This is a genomic window from Polaromonas sp. DSP2-3-2b2 (assembly GCF_049895905.1).
Lineage (GTDB): Bacteria > Pseudomonadota > Gammaproteobacteria > Burkholderiales > Burkholderiaceae_C > Polaromonas.
Window position 1 is genome coordinate 47,551 of the sequence record NZ_JAFCTH010000021.1, and the last position, 18,958, is coordinate 66,508.

Here is an 18,958-nt window from a genome sequence, read left to right on the forward strand (position 1 = left end):
AACTCTTCATGATTGGCCTTTTCCAGGCCAACAGTCGATTTCACGCGCCGGCGCTCAGCCCTCCCTGACCGAAGCGGGCATTGCCACGGCGCCGGCCACCGCGCCCGCCATGGATGCGCTCAGGAAATCACGTTTTTTCATCAGAATCTGCCGGGTTCAATGCGCCGCATCGGGTAGCGGCCGGGCTTTTTGGGCAAGCACTGAGAAGTACAGCAATTCCTGCTTCCTGGCCAACTCGCTCCACTGGTAGTCGCCCGCAAAGGCTGTCGCGGCCTGGCTCAAGTCATTTTGCACCGCTGTTTGCGTCAGGATGCGTTCCAGCGCCTGGTGAAGCTGGGCGGCATCCTTGGGATTGTCAAGAATTGCAGCGTTGACGCCATGCCGCAGCAATTCCGACACGCCACAGTATCGGGGCCCGCTGACGACCACGGCCAGGCCATGGGACATGGCTTCGAGAACCACCATGGCGAAAGTATCTTCAAGCGTCGGATGGGCCAGACAATCGGCTGCTTCGTAGGCGGGCGCGATGTTTTTCAGCGAACCCAGGAAGAAAACACGCTTTTCCAGATTCAAGGCTTTCACTTGCGCAGTGAAGCCGGCCTGTTGTGACGGATTGCCCACGACGGCCAATGCCACATCCACGGGAAGCCGGGCCAGCGCCTCCAGCAAGGTCGGTAGCCCTTTTTTCCGGTAATCGTTGGCCACGAACAGTATGCAGCGCCCTGCGCAAGGCAGGCCCAGCAGCGCCCTGGCTTCATTTTTGCGCTGCGGAGTGACTGGCAGCTGCGGCATCGTGATGCCCGGCGTGATGACGGCGATGGCTGCTGTGCAGGCCGGATAGCTGGACTCCATGATGGCGCGCAAACTTTCGGAAGTGACCACCACCTGGCGGCCCTGACGCGTCGCATACCGCCAGTGCTCAAGGCTCAGGTAGGCCAGCAGGCGCGGACTGCTTGCCACCTTGATCCAGCGTAAAACCCGCCGCCAGCCGGTACGCTCATGAAAGAGGTTGTACTTGACCGGCAAAACATGCACCGTCTGAATGTCGCCGTGCCAGGTGTTTTCATGCGAATGCACGACATCAAAACCGCGCCGGGTCAACAGCCATGTACGCGTGGCAAACCACAACTGATTGATCCAGCGGGATTTGCGCAGCGGCGCGTCAACCCGGTGGTAGGTGACACCCGGCCACTGGTGATCTATTTCCTGCGCAAACACATGAATCTCGTGCCTGGCTGCCAGCTGCTCCACCAGCGCGATGGAGTAGCGCTCCGCGCCGCCGCCCGTGGCCGAAAACGTGCGGTTCAGGACCGCTATGCGCAATCTTCCTTTGCCCTTGTTCGAAGGCTCGGCGGAGCTTGAAAGTGGGGGTGTCATTTCTTGCGGCGATCTTCATAGCTTGTCGCGATTTTGAGCCAGAAAACCGGCAAGCTGGTCGAGCGCAAGACGGGGACGCGCGGCAGTTGCAACAGATCGGTTTGGGCGTGGCAGCGGCTGCGCCGGGTGGTGGTGGCGGTCACAAACCCCAGCGCATCGGCCATGACCCGGTGCCTGGATTCGTAGTGTCCGTAGGGATAGCAAAAGTGATCGATCGGCTGCCTGACGACGGATTCAAGCTCGGTTTTTCCCAGCTTCATCTCGATGCGGCACGCCTCCTCGTCACTGGCCGTCAAATCGATGTGCCGGCGCGTATGCGAGCCCGCCTCTTGCCCGGCGTCAATCCATTGACGGACCTGGGACTCGTTCATCAACGGACTCTGCGCGATGCCCAAGTGTTCGTCCCATGTATTGGTCTTTCCCAGCAAACCGCTCACGACGTAGCAGGTGGACGAAAAATCCTGCTTCACGAGAACTGGCAGGGCCTGCGAGAGGTTGTTCAGGTAGCCGTCATCGAAGGTGATGCCCACCACCTTTCCTTCCTTGTCTCCGCGCAGGTAGGGCTGCAAGGCACTCATCGACAAACCCCTGTAGCCCAGCAGCTTGAGCCAGGCCATTTGCCTGGCAAAAGCTTGTGGCGCTACATACAGGCTGCGAAAAGGACTGCCCTTTGGCGGCGCCTGGGCGATCTGGTGGTACACCAGGATGGGGATGGGCCGGCGGTTGGCGGTGTGGGTTTTCGACATGTCAGGGCAGGGGGGAACGGTGGCGGATTCAAAAAAAAAGAGAGACGCGCCGCATGCAGCTCGCTGGCAATTGTAGAAGGCCATCCCGTCGGCCACTGCTTGCAGGGGTGCCTGCCCGGTGGCGATGTCAGTGAAGTACAGTAACCGTCAGCGCGCTGAGCCTGCGCATCCGGCTTTGAACGCAGCCTGTTTTTCCATTTTTATTCTGCTGCCACCTATGACCACATTCGGAACCCCTTTGTCTCCCCACGCCACCAAAGTCATGCTGCTCGGTTCGGGCGAGCTGGGCAAGGAGGTGCTGATCGCGCTGCAGCGCCTGGGCGTGGAAACCATCGCCGTTGACCGCTACGAGAACGCGCCCGGCCAGCAGGTCGCGCACCATGCGCGCACCATCACCATGAGCGACCCGGCGCAGCTCAAAGCCCTGATCGAGCGCGAAAAACCCGACCTGGTCGTGCCCGAGATCGAGGCGATTGCCACGGCGATGCTCGAAGAACTCGAAGCGGCCGGCGTGGTGCGGGTGGTTCCCACGGCCCGCGCTACGCGCCTGACGATGGACCGCGAGGGCATCCGCCGCCTGGCCGCCGAAACTTTGGAACTGCCGAGCAGCCCGTTTGTGTTTTGCGATTCGCTTGAGGAATTGCAGACCGCGATTGATTCAAGCATCGGCTACCCGTGCGTCGTCAAGCCGGTGATGAGCTCGTCGGGTAAGGGCCAGAGCAAGATTGCCGGGCCGGGCGATGTGCAGGCCGCCTGGGACCACGCGATGGCGGGCGGGCGCGTCAGCCATGGCCGGGTGATCGTCGAAGGCTTCATCGATTTTGACTATGAAATCACGCTGCTCACCGTCCGTGCCGTAGGCGCTGACGGCAGCGTTGAAACGCGGTTTTGCGAACCCATCGGCCATGTCCAGGTCGGCGGCGACTATGTGGAAAGCTGGCAGCCGCAGCCGATGCGCCCTATGGCCCTGGAAAGAAGCCGCACCATTGCCAGGGCCGTGACCGACAACCTGGGGGGCCAGGGCGTGTTCGGCGTCGAGCTGTTCGTCAAGGGCGACGAGGTCTGGTTCAGCGAAGTCAGCCCGCGTCCGCACGACACCGGCATGGTGACGCTGTGCACGCAGTGGCAAAACGAGTTCGAGCTGCATGCGCGGGCGATTCTGGGCCTGCCGGTCAACACCGCGCTCAAAAGCCCGGGCGCCAGCGCCGTGATTTATGGTGGCGTCGATGCCACGGGCATCGTGTTTGACGGCGTGGCCGAGGCGCTGCGGGTGCCGCAAACCGACATCCGCCTGTTTGGCAAGCCCGAGAGTTTTGTCAAGCGGCGCATGGGCGTGGCGCTGGCCTTCGATGACGATGTCGAGGTGGCGCGCACCCTGGCCAAGCTGGCTGCGTCGAAAGTCACGCCCCGCGCTGCCTGACAGCAGGCGAGGCAGGATCAGCAAGCCATGCCACTTTCAAGGCTGATATCGTGGGCCGACGATTCAACGCTGCATGTGCTGCTGGCGGCGGCGGTCAGCGTGCTGCTGGCCTTGCTGGTGCACCGCATCAGCGCGAAAGTGGTGCTGCGCCTGACGCGTTCGCTGCCGATATCGAACCGCACGGCGCAGCAATGCCAGACGCCCGCGCTGCTGCTAATGCCGCTGATTGCGCTGCAGGCAGTCTGGCAGGTCGCGCCCAATACCTTTCCGCTGATTGCCGGGGTGCGCCATGTCAATGTCCTGCTGCTGCTGGCCGGGCTGACCTGGCTGGGGCTGCGCGCGGCGCGTGGCGTGGCGCAGGGCATCATTGGCCTGCATCCGGTCAATGTCGAGGACAACCTGAACGCACGCCGCATCCACACGCAAACGCGCATGCTCTCGCGAACGGCGATGTTCATCATTGTGCTGGCCGGTATTTCCCTGATGCTGATGACCTTTCCCGAAGCGCGCCAGATCGGCGCCAGCCTGCTGGCGTCGGCCGGCGTGGTCGGGCTGGTGGCGGGCATTGCCGCGCGGCCGATTTTCAGCAACCTGATCGCCGGTCTGCAGATTGCGCTGGCGCAGCCGTTTCGCCTTGACGACGTGCTGATCATCCAGGGCGAATGGGGTCGGGTCGAGGAAATCACCGGCACCTACGTGGTGCTCAAGATCTGGGACGAGCGGCGCATGGTCATTCCGCTGCAGTGGTTCATTGAAAACCCGTTCCAGAACTGGACGCGCAACAGCGCGCAGATCATCGGCACGGTGTTCATCTGGGTGGACTACCGCATGCCGCTGGCGCCGCTGCGCGAAGCGGCCCGGCTGGCGTGCGAGTCTGCGCCTGAATGGGACCGGCGGCTGTGCCTGCTGCAGGTGGTGGAGGCGGGCGAGCGCAGCATGCAGTTGCGGGTGCTGGTGACGTCGAGCAATTCGAGCCTGAACTGGGATTTGCGCTGCAAGGTGCGCGAGGCGCTGGTGGATTGCATGCAGCGCGACTGGCCGGAGCATTTGCCTTTGATGCGGGCTGAGGTGGGGGAGCGTGCTGGGGCTGCGTCTCGGCCTGCTGGTGGGGAGCCGTTGGTTTGAATTTTTCTCTGTTTGGTCGCTGGGTGAGCGCTGCTTGGCTTTGCTGGCCGGGAATCGCCCGGCGGCGACTCACTTTTCTTTGCTTCGCCAAAGAAAGTTACTTGCTGCCGGGCAACCCCCGGCCAGCCCAACCCAGCAAAGCCCCAGCCGCCCATCAACCAACAGAGCATGACCAGAAATTCAAGCTAAAAAAATCAAGCAAAAAAGCACTCCCACGCAATAACCACAGGCGCAAACAGCTATGAAATCAATAGTGAAATCAAGCCAAGCCAGAACGCCAGTCGTGCGCCCCGCGCCCCTGCAAAACAGCCTGCGTATGCCGCGCAATCATCAACTCCTCATTGGTCGGAATCACCCAAACCGCCACGCGGCTGCCCGGCGTGCTGATGCAGCGCGCGCCAGGCAAATGCGCTTCGTTGGCATCAACGTCCAGCGCAACGCCCAGCCAGGCCGCGTCTTCGCAAACCCGGCGCCGCAGGCTGGCGCTGTTCTCGCCAATGCCGGCCGTGAACACCAGCGCTTCCAGCCCGCCCAGCGACGCGGCCAGGCCGCCGAGTTGCTGCGAGATACGGTACACATACAGGTCGATGGCCTGCCGCGCCTCAGGCGTATCGCTGGCCTCCACCGTGCGCATGTCGCCCGAAATGCTAGAGACGCCCAGCAGGCCTGACTGCTCGTACAGCAGCTTTTCCACCGCCTGAAGACTCATGCCCAGGTTGCCCAGCAGGTAGAGCACGACGCCAGGATCCAGGCTGCCAGAACGCGTGCCCATCATCAGGCCGTCGAGCGCGGTGAACCCCATGGTCGATGCAACGCTGCGCCGGTCCTGCATCGCGCACAGGCTCGCGCCATTGCCCAGGTGGGCGACCACCACCCGGCCATTGGCCGCCGCGCCAAGGTGGCTAGGCAGCATGCTGGCGATGTATTCATAGGACAGACCGTGAAAGCCGTAACGCCGCACGCCGGCCTGGGTGATCTGGCGCGGCAGGGCATAGGCCTGGGCGACCCAGGGCTGGGTGGTGTGAAACTCGGTGTCAAAGCAGGCCACTTGCGGCAGGTCCGGATACAGCCTGGCGATGGCATGGATGGCCGACAGGTTGTGCGGCTGGTGCTGGGGCGCCAGCGGCGTGAAGCCGTCGAGCTGGGCCAGAATGTCGGGCGTGACGCGTGCGGGCCGCGTAAAGCGCTCGCCGCCATGCACCACCCGGTGGCCCACGGCCCCCAGTGTGCGCCCGGCCGCATGCTGGCCCAGCCAGTCAAACAATTGTCTGAACGCTTCTTCCGGACCGCGCACCGTGTCGGCTGGCACGTCGATGCGGCGGTCTTCCAGGCAGGCGCCGTCCTGTCCCCACACCAGCAGCCGGGGGACGCTACCGATGCCTTCGATCTTGCCGTTGGCAATGCGCTGCAAGGCTAAACCGGGCCGGGCCGCGTCGTAGGCGGCAAACTTGACGCTCGACGAGCCCGAGTTGATGACCAGCAGCGCCTGCGTCATGCCGGTTCTGCCAGCGCCCGCAGCCGGTGGGCAATGAGCAGCATGGCGATGGCGCACGAGGCGATGCGCGAATGCGCCGAATCGGCGCGGCTGGTCAGCACAATCGGGACTTTCGCGCCCATCACCAGCCCGGCGGCTTGCGCGCCGCCCAGGTATTCAAGCTGCTTGGCCAGCATGTTGCCCGATTCCAGGTCGGGCACGACCAGGATGTCGGCGTCGCCGGCGACTTCCGAATGGATGCCCTTGGTTTTGGCGGCGGCCAGCGACACGGCGTTGTCGAAGGCCAGCGGCCCATCGACCAGGCCGCCGGTGATCTGCCCCCGGTCGGCCATCTTGGACAGCGCGGCGGCGTCCATCGACGAGCGCAGCTTGGGCGTGACGGTTTCCACCGCCGACAAAATCGCCACCTTGGGCCGGTCAATGCCCAGCGCGTGCGCCAGGTCGATGGCGTTTTGCACGATGTCCACCTTGGCATCGAAGTCGGGCGCGACGTTGATCGCCGCATCGGTGATCAGGAGCGGCTTGGGGTAGCGCGGCACGTCGAGCACGAACACATGGCTGACGCGGCGCTCGGTGCGCAGGCCGCATTGCGTGTTGACCACCGCGCCCAGCAGCTCGTCGCTGTGCAGGCTGCCCTTCATCAGCGCCTCGACCTCGCCGGCGCGGGCCAGCTCGACCGCCCTGGCGGCCGCCGCATGGCTGTGCGGCACATCGACGATGGCAAAGCCGCTCAGGTCGAAGCCGCATTCGCCCGCCAGGCTGCGGATGCGCGTCTCGGGTCCGATCAGGATGGCCTGGATCAGCCCCAGCCGGTCGGCGTCCAGTGCGCCTTCGAGCGCCTCGCGGCTGCACGGATGCACCACGCCCATCTTGATGCGGGGCAGGGCCTTGGCAGCGTTGAGCAGCTGGTCGTAGCGCAGGTTCTTGTCGGCCATCAGCGGCTCGGGCAGGTCGGTGCGCAAGATGCGCAGCTTGTCAGCCGGCGCGCTGACCTGGGCTTCGCCCTTGATCACCGTATCGCCGTCCTGATCGACGCAGAGCGTCTCCAGCCACACATGGCGATGGGCGTCCTCCAGCGCGGTCACGCGAACCGTCACGGTCAGGGTGTCGCCAATATGCACCGGCTTGAGAAATTTCAGCGTCTGGCTGAGGTAAATCGTTCCCGGGCCGGGAAACTGCGTGCCCAGCACGGTCGAGATCAGCGAGCCGCCCAGCATGCCGTGCGCGATGATCTCGTGAAAGTGGCTGCTCCGGGCATACAGCGCATCGACATGCGCCGGGTTCACGTCGCCCGAGACGGCGGCAAACAGCTGGATGTCGCGCTGCGTCACCTGGCGCTGCAGGCTGGCGCCGTCGCCCACGCGAATCTCGGCAAAGAGATGGTTTTCAAGAAATTCGGCCGGCGAGTCGGATTGAATGAAAGGCGCGTCCATGGGTTTCCTTTTGTGGTGTTGCTGGCAACTCAGCCCATGATGTGATAGCCGGCATCGACAAAGATGACGTTGCCCGTCAGCGCGCGGGCTGCGTCGCTGCACAGCATGGCCGTCACCGCGCCGACATCACCGATGGTGACGAGCTGGTGCTGAGGCGCGCGGGTCGCGGCATCGTCCAGCAGATTCTCGAAATCCCCGATGCCCGAGGCGGCCCGCGTCTTGATCGGACCGGGCGACACGGCATGCACGCGAATGCCGCTCGGGCCGAGTTCAGCGGCCAGGTAGCGCACCGAGGCTTCGAGCGCCGCCTTGACCGGCCCCATGATTCCGTAGTTCTCGATCACTTTTTGCGCGCCGTAGTAGCTCATCGTGACCAGTGCGCCACCGTCTTTCATCAGCGGCTCGGCCAGCCTGGCCATGCGAATGAACGAATGGCACGACACATCCATGGCGCGGGCAAAGCCTTCGGCGCTGCAATCGACGATGCGGCCGTGCAGGTCGGCCGCCGGTGCAAAGGCGATGGCGTGGAGCACAAAGTCCAGTTTGCCCCAGCGCTGCTCGATCTGCGCAAACAGCGCTTCGAGCTGGCCCGGGTCCTCGACATCGAGCGGCGCGATGATGTCGGCTTCGAGCTGTTCGGCCAGTGGGCGCACATAGGGTTCGGCCTTGGCGTTGAAGTACGTCAACGCCAGCGAGGCGCCCAGCTGCCGCATGACCTGTGCGCAGCCGTAGGCAATGCTCTGGTCGTTGGCAATGCCCACCACCAGGCCTTTCTTGCCCGCCAGGATCGGCAGCGCGAGCGCTGCGTTTGCGCCGAAGGCGGAGGGGGTGGCGTGGGTGCTTGGGTTCGTGTTCATGGTGTGCTCTTTCAGGGAGTCAAGACATAGTGGCCGGGTGCGTCTGCAAGCGCCGGGTAGCCGCGCGCCGGGTTGCCCGCCGGCGGTGGTGCAACGCGCTGGCCGCTGTGCTGCTGCAGCCAGTTCTCCAGCGCAGGCCACCATGAACCTTGGTGCGCAGGCGCAATGTTGATCCAGGTGTCGGGGTCGATGTAGCGGTCGTCGGCGGCGCGAGTGGCCAGCTGATAGCTGCGCTTGACGCCCGGGCCGGGCGGATTCACGATGCCCACGTTGTGGCCGCCGGTGGTCAGGCAGAACGTTACCTCGGTATCGGCGAGCAGGTTGATCTTGTAGACCGAGTGCCATGGCGACACCGTGTCGTGCTGCGTGCCCAGCGCAAAAATCGGCACGCGGATGTCCGTCAGCGCGATGGGCTTGTCATCGACAAGATAGCGGCCCTTGGCCAGGTCGTTCCTGAGGTACAGGCGGCGCAGGTATTCGCTGTGCTGGCGGTAGGGCATGCGCGTGGCGTCAAGATTCCAGGCCGTCAGATCGTTGACGTGCTGGTTGTGCCCCATCAGGTACTCGTGCTCCATGTGCGACCACACCAGGTCGCGCGAGTTGAGCAGGGCGAACGCGCCGGCCATCTGCTTGCCGTCGAGGTAGCCCTTCTCGGCCATCATGTCGTCCAGAAAGGTCAGCTGGCTCTCGTCGATGAACAGGCCAAGCTCGCCCGGCTCCGTGAAGTCGAGTTCGGAGGCCAGCAGTGCCAGGGTGTTGAGCCGGTGATCGTGGGAGCGGGCCATGAACGCCGCAGCCATGGTCAGCAGCGTGCCGCCCAGGCAGTACCCGAGCGCCTGAATCTTCTGCTCCGGCACGATGGCCGTCACCGCGTCGATGGCGGCCATGACGCCGGCCTTCAGGTAGTCATCCATGCCAAGGTTGCGGTCGCTGGAATCGGGATTTTTCCATGACATGATGAAGACCGTGTGGCCGTTTTCGACCAGATACCTGACCAGCGAGTTGCCCGGCGAGAGATCCAGAATGTAGTATTTCATGATCCACGACGGCACGATCAGCACCGGTTCGGCAAACACCGTTTCGGTTTTTGGACTGTACTGGATCAGCTCGATCAGGTGGTTGCGGAACACCACCTTGCCGGGCGTGACGGCAACGCCCTTGCCGGGCACAAAGTTCTCGGTCCCGGGCAGCGGCTGCCCGCTGGCCTGCCGCATCGTGTCTCGCACTTGGTTTTGCACGCCTTGCAGCAGGTTGATACCGCCGGTCTTGAGCGTTTCGCTCAGCACTTCCGGGTTCGTCAGAAAGAAGTTCGATGGCGAAACCATGTCCAGCAACTGTCTGGCGCCAAAGGTCGCGATCTGTTCGTGGTGCGCCGTGACGCCCCGTACACCGGTCGTGGCGTTGTACCACCACTGCTGGTTGAGCAGAAAAGACTGATAGATCAGGTTGAACGGCCACTGCTGCCACTCGGGCGCCGTAAAGCGGCGGTCCTGAGGCAGCGGCTCGATGCAGGGCTCGCCGTGAGCGACCGGGCTTTTCAGTGCCAGCAGTCCGATGCGTGTCGCCTTGCGCACCGCCTTGGTTATCAACTCTTGCTGCTTGCCGGGTGAAATCGCAAGATGCACGAGCCAGTCCATGTAGGCGCTGGCAATGGATGCGGGCGAAATGCCCTGCGTGAGCTGCGCCAGCTTGGCATGCACCACCTGGTCAAGGGCATTTGCTGGCGGGTGCTCGGTCGTTGGATTGTTCATTGAGTGTCTCGCGTGTGAGAAAACTGAAATTCCGAAAAAAGCAGCGTGCGCGGGCTGAAAAGGCGGGGCCGTAACAGTTTCAGGGTGTTTGGCCGGCGGTGGAATGACATGGTTGGGCGTGTGAACTGGGCTACCGTATCGGCCTGTGCTGAACTGCTTGGCTGTATGAATTGAAGGCTGCAAAGCTCAGTGTTTATCCTTAATTTTTTACAGCCTGAAGAAAAGGCCAAGTTATTCGCCTAGTGATTGAGGGGTGGTTGATGTGAATCAAAGAAAGCCCGCTTTGGTGGGCGCCACGCTATCGCTAGCTCAGGGATTCATGGTAGCGCCCGGCTGAAGGCTGCTGGCGCTTGGGCCGGGCATGGCGCTACCGTGCCTAGCCGCTCGCTTTTGTGCGCTGCCAGCCCGCGCGCCGCACCCCTTCCAGCCAGAGGATGCACAGCGCCAGCAGACCAGCCCCGGCCGCAACACCTGCCAGGCCGGGCAGTTCCAGGCCCATCAGCCGGCGCAGCCAGGGCAGCCCCAGCACGACCGCCAGCAGTCCGCCCATCGCGACGGCCATGCGCCACAGCAAGGGGTTAGCACTTGTCATGCCCCGCAGGGCTGAATGGCGCTGGTCCCGGTTGGCCAGGATCAGCAGCATCACGCTGATCATCAGCGTGCAGAACACCACGCTGCGGCCCTGCGCCGCGCTCCAGCCCTGCGCGGCCAGCCACGCATGGCCAGCCAGCAGCACGCCCGCGATGCCCAGGCCCTGCAGCACCGCATAGGCCAGCGGCGCCGCGCCAAAAGGCGAATCGGACACCGGGCGTGGCGGGCGTTCCATCAGCCCGGGGCTTTCGGGGTCGGCTTCAAACACCACCGAGCACGCCGGGTCGATCAGCAACTGCAGCAGCACGATGTGCACCGGCATCAACAGCACCGGCCATTGCAGCAGCGTCGGCACCAGCGCCAGCGCGATGACCGGCACATGCACCGCAAAGGTGAAGCGCGTGGCCTTGCGCAGGTTGTCGTCGATGCGCCGGCCTTGGCGGATGGCCGCGACGATGCGGGCAAAGCTGTCGTCGAGCAGCACCAGGGCAGCGGCTTCACGCGCCACGTCGGTGCCGCGCTCGCCCATGGCGATACCGATATCGGCGGCCTTCAGCGCGGGCGCGTCGTTGACGCCGTCCCCGGTCATCGCCACCACCTCGCCGCTGGCCTGCAACACCTGCACCAGGCGCAGCTTGTGCGCCGGCTGCAGGCGCGCGCACAGGTCCGCGTGGCGCAGGCGCTCGCGCAGCGCGGCGTCGTCCAGCGCGGCGATTTCGGCGCCGGTGATGACGTCAGGCCGCTCCGACAGGCCGACCTGGCGGGCGATGGCACGGGCGGTGGCCGGGTGGTCGCCGGTCATCATGATGACGCGTACGCCGGCGCTCCGGCATTCGGCCAGCGCCACCGCCACTTCGGGGCGCGGCGGGTCGGCCAGGCCGACAAGGCCGAGGAACTCGAAATCGAAGTCGTGCTGGCTTTTCGGCCAGTCGGGTGCAGCGTCTGGCGCGGCGGGCGCGCCGGTCCAGCGGCCGCGCGCCACGCCGAGCACCCGCAGGCCGCGTTCGGCCATGGCCTCGACCTGGGCGCGAATGGCGTCGCGCCGGGCTATGGGCAAGTGGCACAGGTCGGCCACGTCTTCGGGCGCGCCCTTGGTGGCCAGCAGGTGCTGCGCCGGCGCGCTGCTGGCGAACACCCGCGTCATCGCCAGGATCTCGCCCGACAGCGCGTATTCAAACTCCGGCTCGCGGCCGTCATGCACATGCTCGGTGCCGGTCAGCCAGCCGTGGCCGAAGCGCTGGATGGCTTTTTCCATCGGGTCGAACGGGTCGCCCGGCGTCGCCAGCATGGCGAATTCGGTCAGCCCGTGGAAGGGTTCGGGCAGTTCGCTGGCCTGTTCCGGCGTGAAGCGCGCGTCGGCTGTCGCCAGTTCGGCGACTTCCATGCGGTTCAGGGTCAGCGTGCCGGTCTTGTCCACCGCCAGCACGGTGATGGCCCCCAGCGCCTCGACTGCCGACATGCGCCGGGTCAGCACCTTTTGTTTGGAGATGCGCCAGGCGCCCAGCGCCAGGAAAACCGTCAGGATGACCGGGATTTCCTCGGGCAGGATGGCCATCGCCAGCGCGATGCCCGACAGAATGCTTTCCAGCAGCGGCCGGCCGTTCCACCACCAGCCGAGCAGCACCTGCGCGCCGGCCAGCAGCAGGGCAGCTGTGCCCAGTCGGCGCACCAGCTGGCGCGAGGCGCGCTGCAGGGCCGATGGCGGCTCGACGGTCCTGGCCAGGTCGGCGCCGATGCGGCCAATGGCGGTGGCGCTGGCCGTGGCCTGCACTTCGGCCAGACTGACACCGCGCGTCACCACGGTGCTCGCGAACAAGTCGGCGCCCGGCGTCTTGGCCACCGGCACCGATTCGCCGGTCAGCAGCGACTCGTCCACCTCCAGCTGGCCATCAAAAAGCCGCGCATCGGCGGCGATGCGGTCGCCCTCGTGCAGCACCAGCACGTCGCCGCGCACCACGCCGGCGCCCGCGATGCGCTGCTCCTGCCCATCGCGCATGACCAGCGCGCGCGGCGCCGACAGCTCGCGCAGCGACTCCAGCGCCCGCTGCGTCTTGCGCTCCTGCGCCAGCGTGATGCCGATGACGACGAACACAAAACCCAGTAAAAACAGTGCCTCGGCCGGGTCGCCCAGCGCCAGGTAAATGCCGCCGGCGGCCAGCAGCATCAAAAACATCGGCTCCATGACGACCTTGCGCACGATGGCCAGGCCCGACTTGGGCGCGCTGCCGGGCAGTAAATTGGCGCCGTCAGCGGCCAGCCGTCGCGCGGCCTCGGCAGCGCTCAGGCCGCACGGTTCAGGCGCGCCAGAGGCTGGGCTGATCGGGTGGGACTCGGGACTGGAACTCATGGCTGTGCACTCTTTCATGATCCGGCGTCAGGCCGCTACCGGGAAAAGGCCACTTCAGCACCGGACGGCTCAGCCGCAGCCTGCGCCCGTGCGCAGCGCGCAGCGCCTGGCGTAGGCCGCCGACTCCAGCTGCACCGTGACATGCCTGATATTGAAGTGTTCGTGAAGTTCGTGTTCGGCCTCGTGCAGCACCGCGTCGCCGTCGGCACCGGCGCCGGACAGCACCAGGTGCGCTGTCAGCGCCGTCTGCGAGGTGCCCATGGCCCAGACATGCAGGTCATGCACATCGGCCACGCCGCTCAAGCCAAGCAGCAGCTGGCGCACCTTGGCCAGGTCCAGCTGCTCGGGCACGCCGTCAAACAGCATGTGCAGCGACTGCTTGAACAGGTTCCAGGTGCCCAGCACAATGACCACCGCAATCGCCAGGCTCATCACCGGGTCGATCCAGGCCCAGCCCCGCCACAGGTAGAGCGCGCCGCCAATCACCACGCCCAGCGACACCAGCGCATCGGCCGCCATGTGCAGGAAGGCGCCGCGAATGTTCAGGTCGCCTTGGCGCCCGCGCATGAACAGCAGAGCCGTGGCGGTGTTGACCACGATGCCGACGCTTGCTACGGCAATGATGGTCCAGCCTTCGGTAGATTCAGGTGTGCCCAGCCGGCCGATGGCTTCCCAGGCCAGCGAGCCCATGGCCACCAGCAGTAGCAGGGCATTGAGGAAGGCCGCCAAAATGGACGCGCGCTGCCAGCCGTAGGTGTGGCGCGCATCGGGCCGCAGCCGGCCGGCCAGCGCGCCGCCCCAGGCCAGCACCAGCCCGGCCACGTCGCTCAGGTTGTGGCCGGCGTCGGCCAGCAGCGCCAGGGAATTGATCTTCCAGCCATACCAGGCTTCTATCGCGACAAATGCCATGTTCAGCGCAATGCCGATGGCAAACGCGCGGTTGAAGTTTTTCGGCGCATGGCTGTGGCCATGATCGTGGTCGTGTCCGGCGCTCATGGCGCCTGCTCGATATCCATTGCGTGTTCTTTCGATGCTGTGGGTGAACGAAGGCCATGGCGCCGCCATGAATCGGGCATGACGCTGGCAGGCCGGAGCCTGGCCCGCCTTGCTGCGAACCGGAACCCGGATGAAACGAAGCGCCTGGCCGGCTGGCTCAGCTGCGAAGCGCCAGGTTCAGCTGGTCGATCACTTCGGCCCAGTCGGCGTCATCAAGCTTTTCTTCCTTCAGGAACGCCGCCTGCGAATCAGTCCAGAACGGAGCGTCGGCCAGGTCAAGGTCGCTTCTCAGGGGCGAATGCGTGGCAATGAACTGCCCGATGGCCGCTTCGTCGGCGGGCAGGCCGAGTTGCGCAAAGAGTTCGCTGAATGGATGAATAGGTTGGTCCATGAAAATCCTTGGAAAGGGTTTGAAAAGTTGGCAACACCGGATTCAGCACCGAAGCGGGCAGCAGCCGGATTTTATGGAAAGCGGGGGCCGGCAGGTCATTTTTCCTTGCCCAGCGCCACCCGGAATTCTTCGAGCTTCGCTTCGTAGGCCTCGGCCTCGCCGTATTCCAGGAAACGGTGGTAGCGCGTGTGCGTGCCCAGAATCTTGTGCGCGTGCTTGATCGGGCAAAAATACTGCTCGGTTCGCGCCAGGATTTCGGTCATGTAGGCCATCAGGCCATTGCCGTATTCGCAGTAGGTGCAGTGGAATTTCTCGATGGCGTTGAGGTAGGCCAAGTGCCGCCGGTCAAACACCAGGTAGTCGCCGCGCCGCACCCGGGCAATGCCGTAGATGGGAAAGCAGACCCACTGGTAAAAGCTCACGCACGCGTCGAGCATCAGCAGCGGAACGATCATGCCGTAGATCAGCGGGCCGGTCAGCAGGTTTTGCGGCCGGTCCCTGACCAGCCAGCGCAGCACGCCGGTCTTGAGCTTGCGGTGCGCGTCCCGGGCCGACTTTTCAAACTCGACGCGCTTGCCCTTGACCTGGAAGAACACCCGGCTTTCCTGGCGGTGAACCGCCGTGCGCAGTTCGTCTTCAAGCGCGGCCATCTGCGACAGCAACTGGTTGATTTTGTCGTTCATGCATTGCAGCATACGCGATGATTTCCGTGTCCCGAGACGCCACACGGAGCGAACCGCTCACGCCTGAAGCTTCACTTCAGCCACTGCGCGATCTTCTCGCGGCTGGGCACGCCGCCAGCGTGAACGACCTTGCCGTCGATGACGACGCCGGGCGTGGACATGACACCGTAGCCCATGATGTCGCGCAGCTCCTGGACTTTTTCCAGCGTTATCGCCACGCCCTGCGCCTGGGCGACTTGCTCGATCAGCGCAATCGTGGTCTTGCAGTTGGCGCAGCCGGTGCCGAGTACCTTGATTTCCATGATTTTTTCTTTCGAGATGTTGAGGGAATTCGAATGATCTGGCGCGGGCAACCGCGCCTACAGCACGGCGTTGAACACAAAGCCGACCAGCAAAATGCCCGTGGCCACGACAGCGACAAAGGTGGCAATCAGCCGCAGCTTGAGCACCTTGCGCAAAATGATCATTTCTGGCAGCGACAGCGCGATCACGCTCATCATGAACGCCAGCACCGTGCCGAGCGCCGCGCCCTTGGCCAGCAGTGCCTGCACGATGGGGATCACGCCAGCGGCGTTGGTGTACATCGGCACCCCGATGATCACGGCCAATGGCACCGACCACCAGGCATCCTTGCCCATAAAGCTGGCCATGAACTCTTCCGGCACATAACCATGGATCAGCGCACCCAAGGCAATACCACCCAGGATGTAGGGCCAGACCTTGCCGACAATCTCGCGCACCGCTGCAAAGCCGCCTGCAATCCGGTCGGCCAGCGTGGTGCCCGCGTCTTCAAACTGGGCTGACGTCTTAGGCATGTCGCGCACCCAGTCCTCCAGGTAAGCCTCCATCCTCAGGCGGCCGATGATCCAGCCCGCCACGATGGCGACGCTCAAGCCCAGGCCCAGGTAGAGCAGCGCGACCTTCCAGCCAAACATGCCAAAGAGCAGCGTCAAGGCGACTTCATTGACCATGGGCGCCGAGATCAAAAACGAAAACGTCACGCCCAGCGGCACGCCGGCCTGCACAAAGCCGATGAACAGCGGCACGGCCGAGCACGAGCAAAACGGCGTGACGATGCCCAGCGACGCGGCCATGACGTTGGCCACGCCTTCGCTGCGCCCGGCCAGCAGCGCGCGCGTGCGCTCTGGCGTGAAGTAGCTGTTGACCATGCCCATGACGAACACCACGCCGGTCAGCAGCATCAACACCTTGGGCGTGTCGTACAAAAAGAACTGCAGCGCGCCGCCCAGGTGGCTGGCGCGGTCCACCGGCAGCGCGGCAACCAGCGCTTCGGACGCAGGCGCCAGCGCCTGGTAAATCCCCCACCAGACGGCAGCGGCAAGGACCAAGAAAACGGCGGGCTGGCGCGCCGGCCAGCGTTGAAGGGATGAAGTCAGGGTGCTCATACTTGTGAAGACGAACGGACTGCGCAAAAGACGCAGAAATCCGGAAAGATTTTTTACGCCAGCAGCGCCATTTTTATAAGAAAACAGGCATTTGCGCATGCCGGTCATGCGCAAGCAGCTATGAAAAACAGAGCGCTACGGACGCAACACAAAGTCCGTCACATGGCCCGCGTCGTCCAGCCGCACCTGGCAGGCTTGCGTCATGCGGGTTTTCAGCCGCTGGCGGGCGCGTTGCAAGCGCGACTTGGCCGCGCTCAGGCTCAGGCCGCTGACCACGGCGAATTCCGCCTGCGACATGCCCTGCAGGTCGCACCGGGTGATGGCGTCGCGGTCCTCGGCGCTCAGTTCCGACAGCACGCGCGGCAAACACGCCGTCAGCTCGTCCACCGTGTCGATGTCGGGCACCAGCGCCGGCAAATCCTCGGGCAGCTCAATCGTCTCGCGGGTCACGCGCAGGCGGTCGGCGAGCAGGTTGCGCGCCACCTCGAACAGCCAGGCCCGTGCGTTGTGGACCGAGCAAAACCGATCCCCTTGGCGCAGGGCTTTCAAAAACACATCCTGCAGCAGGTCGTCGGCTTCCAGCGGGTTTCTCAGGCGGCGGCGCATCCAGTGGCGCAACTCGGGCGCATGCGCTTGCCAGGCCGTGTTCAGGCAGTCCATGGCCGGATCTCAAGCCGGATGGGCATGGCCGCCGGCGTGCAGGCAGGTCATGAAGTCATGGCTGTCGATCAGCGCGAACCGCTCCGCGCCCGGCAACTGGTAATGCCACCATTCGCGCGGGTGGTGCACAAAGCCGGCTTCCAGCATCACCGTCAGCAGCCGCATGCGGTTGACCTGCACGGCCGCCGAGTGGCCGGCGTGGAAGTGGTGCGACGCCGCGCTCATGGTGTCCACCGGCGTTCCCATGTCGAGCGGCTGGCCATCGGCGCCGACCAGCGTCAGGTCCACGGCGACGCCGCGCGTGTGGTTCGAGCCCTTTTTCGGGTCGGCGATGTAGTCCGGGTTGGGCGCCACGGCCCACAGCGCTTCCTGCGCCTCCTGCGGCCGGAAGGCGTCGAGGATCTTCAGCCGAAGGCCGAAACCCCGCGCCGCCGCAATGGCCTGGCGCAAACCGGCCTCGGCCTGCGGATGCAAAAAGCACAGTGGATGGTCATAGATCGCCTGGCCGGTGAAGTTGTTCTCGCCGGCGTAGATCAGGTCGATCAGCACCTCATGGTTCTGCTCGGTGATGTGGACCAGGTGGGGCGGCTTGGGCATGCGGGACGAAGAAAAAAGGCCTGCTCAGCCGGCCAGTCCGACGTACACGTTCTGCACATCGTCGTTGGCGTCGATGGCGGCGAGAAAAGCTTCGACCTCGTGCAGTTCGCCGGCGCTCAGGGACGCGGGGTTGACCGGGTTCTTCGGCTTGTAGCCGAGCTTGGCGGTCAGCACGGTGAAACCCTGCGCCGGCAGCGCGCGGCTGACCAGGTCCAGGTCGGCGTGGTCGGTCAGGAACAGCGTCGTGCCTTCTTCATGGCCGGGCTCGAAGTCCTGCGCGCCGGCCTCGATGGCGGCCAGTTCCGGATCGGCCCCAGCGGCCAGCGGCTCGGCCTCGATCATGCCCACATGGTCGAAATCCCACGCCACCGAGCCGGAGCTGCCCAGCTGGCCCTTACGAAACAGCACGCGCATCTCGGACGCGGTGCGGTTGACGTTGTCGGTCAGGCATTCGACCATCAACGGCACCTGGTGCGGCGCAAAGCCTTCGTAGATGACGTGTTCGAAATGCACCGACTCGCCCGTCAGGCCGGCACCCTTTTTGATCGCCCGGTCCAGCGTTTCCTTGGGCATCGAGAGCTTGCGCGCCTGCTCGACCACCAGCCGCAGGCGCGCGTTCGACGCCGGGTCGGCGCCGTTGCGCGCCGCGATCATGATGTCCTTGGACAGTTTTCCAAAAATCCGGCCCCTGGCATTTGCCGCCAAGTCCTTGCCTTTTGCTTTCCATTGCGCGCCCATGACTGGTTTTCCTCGATGTTGTCGCGCTCTCAGGCGCCTGGGTTGTTTCAGGGGGGCCCGGGACTGCGCGCACTGCCTGTCAAGGCATAGCGCATGGCCGAGGGGGACTAGGTTATACACCCATGGATGGGTGCCCTGGCAGGCGCTGAACGGGCCTGCGCTGGCAGCTGGCGGCCGGTTGCGCGAACGGTGGCACGGCTTTCAAGCCGGATTTGGCACCAATAAATGCTTTTGCTCAATACTGGCGTGAGTTGACTGCTATTATTTTAGGGGCTTAGGAAGCAGAGGCGATTAAAGCGGGTTGTTTCTGAGCAAGGCCAGCAGGGCATGATAAAGGCTTTGATG

The 18,958-nt window shown here is 64.5% G+C and carries 17 protein-coding genes; 2 read left to right on the forward strand and 15 right to left on the reverse strand.

Annotation, left to right across the window (positions count from 1 at the left end; translation table 11 throughout):
• Positions 1–156: 156 nt before the first annotated feature.
• Both ACP7AD_RS15270 and ACP7AD_RS15275 read right to left on the reverse strand, forming a co-directional pair.
• Entirely contained in the window at positions 157–1,377 is a 1,221-nt protein-coding gene (locus ACP7AD_RS15270) for a glycosyltransferase family 4 protein (protein WP_426148604.1), read from the reverse strand.
• Positions 1,374–2,123: a polysaccharide deacetylase family protein gene (locus ACP7AD_RS15275; protein WP_426148605.1), complete on the reverse strand. Its 750-nt coding sequence runs from the start codon at positions 2,121–2,123 to the stop codon at positions 1,374–1,376. Before ACP7AD_RS15275 ends, ACP7AD_RS15270 begins: the two co-directional genes overlap by 4 nt.
• A gap of 217 nt (positions 2,124–2,340) precedes the next feature.
• Between ACP7AD_RS15275 and purT the strand changes: the two genes are divergently transcribed.
• Positions 2,341–3,543 (forward strand): formate-dependent phosphoribosylglycinamide formyltransferase, encoded by a 1,203-nt coding sequence (gene purT / locus ACP7AD_RS15280; protein ID WP_426148606.1) that lies wholly within the window; start codon positions 2,341–2,343, stop codon positions 3,541–3,543.
• 27 nt (positions 3,544–3,570) lie between these two features.
• A complete protein-coding gene (locus ACP7AD_RS15285) occupies positions 3,571–4,668 on the forward strand; it encodes a mechanosensitive ion channel family protein (RefSeq protein WP_426148607.1) in 1,098 nt (365 codons plus the stop codon).
• Between the two features lie 259 nt (positions 4,669–4,927).
• Here the strand turns inward: ACP7AD_RS15285 and ACP7AD_RS15290 are convergent, their stop codons facing one another.
• From ACP7AD_RS15290 to ACP7AD_RS15350, 13 genes are all read right to left on the reverse strand, one after another.
• A complete protein-coding gene (locus ACP7AD_RS15290) occupies positions 4,928–6,163 on the reverse strand; it encodes an acetate/propionate family kinase (RefSeq protein WP_426148608.1) in 1,236 nt (411 codons plus the stop codon).
• The gene (locus ACP7AD_RS15295; RefSeq protein ID WP_426148609.1) at positions 6,160–7,596 is read right to left on the reverse strand and encodes a bifunctional enoyl-CoA hydratase/phosphate acetyltransferase; all 1,437 of its coding nucleotides are present in this window, start codon (positions 7,594–7,596) and stop codon (positions 6,160–6,162) included. The genes ACP7AD_RS15290 and ACP7AD_RS15295 overlap by 4 nt, the downstream gene beginning before the upstream one ends.
• Before the next feature lie 29 nt (positions 7,597–7,625).
• Positions 7,626–8,453 (reverse strand): enoyl-ACP reductase FabI, encoded by an 828-nt coding sequence (gene fabI / locus ACP7AD_RS15300; RefSeq protein ID WP_426148610.1) that lies wholly within the window; start codon positions 8,451–8,453, stop codon positions 7,626–7,628.
• Positions 8,454–8,464: 11 nt separating this feature from the next.
• Positions 8,465–10,204: a PHA/PHB synthase family protein gene (locus ACP7AD_RS15305; protein ID WP_426148611.1), complete on the reverse strand. Its 1,740-nt coding sequence runs from the start codon at positions 10,202–10,204 to the stop codon at positions 8,465–8,467.
• Between the two features lie 376 nt (positions 10,205–10,580).
• Positions 10,581–13,142 (reverse strand): cation-translocating P-type ATPase, encoded by a 2,562-nt coding sequence (locus tag ACP7AD_RS15310; RefSeq protein ID WP_426148612.1) that lies wholly within the window; start codon positions 13,140–13,142, stop codon positions 10,581–10,583.
• Positions 13,143–13,211: 69 nt separating this feature from the next.
• Positions 13,212–14,138: a cation diffusion facilitator family transporter gene (locus ACP7AD_RS15315; RefSeq protein WP_426148613.1), complete on the reverse strand. Its 927-nt coding sequence runs from the start codon at positions 14,136–14,138 to the stop codon at positions 13,212–13,214.
• 157 nt (positions 14,139–14,295) lie between these two features.
• Entirely contained in the window at positions 14,296–14,529 is a 234-nt protein-coding gene (locus ACP7AD_RS15320; RefSeq protein ID WP_426148614.1) for a DUF2789 domain-containing protein, read from the reverse strand.
• 95 nt (positions 14,530–14,624) lie between these two features.
• Positions 14,625–15,212, reverse strand: coding sequence for a hypothetical protein (locus ACP7AD_RS15325; protein ID WP_426148615.1), 588 nt, complete (start codon positions 15,210–15,212; stop codon positions 14,625–14,627).
• A 71-nt stretch (positions 15,213–15,283) separates the two neighbouring features.
• Positions 15,284–15,514, reverse strand: a complete 231-nt coding sequence (locus ACP7AD_RS15330) for a thioredoxin family protein (RefSeq protein ID WP_426148616.1) — start codon at positions 15,512–15,514, stop codon at positions 15,284–15,286.
• Positions 15,515–15,571: 57 nt separating this feature from the next.
• Entirely contained in the window at positions 15,572–16,618 is a 1,047-nt protein-coding gene (locus ACP7AD_RS15335; protein ID WP_426148617.1) for a permease, read from the reverse strand.
• Between the two features lie 135 nt (positions 16,619–16,753).
• A complete protein-coding gene (locus ACP7AD_RS15340; protein ID WP_426148618.1) occupies positions 16,754–17,278 on the reverse strand; it encodes a sigma-70 family RNA polymerase sigma factor in 525 nt (174 codons plus the stop codon).
• 9 nt (positions 17,279–17,287) lie between these two features.
• Entirely contained in the window at positions 17,288–17,875 is a 588-nt protein-coding gene (gene ddpX, locus ACP7AD_RS15345; RefSeq protein WP_426148619.1) for a D-alanyl-D-alanine dipeptidase, read from the reverse strand.
• Between the two features lie 24 nt (positions 17,876–17,899).
• Positions 17,900–18,613, reverse strand: a complete 714-nt coding sequence (locus tag ACP7AD_RS15350; protein WP_426148620.1) for a YebC/PmpR family DNA-binding transcriptional regulator — start codon at positions 18,611–18,613, stop codon at positions 17,900–17,902.
• Positions 18,614–18,958 lie beyond the last annotated feature (345 nt).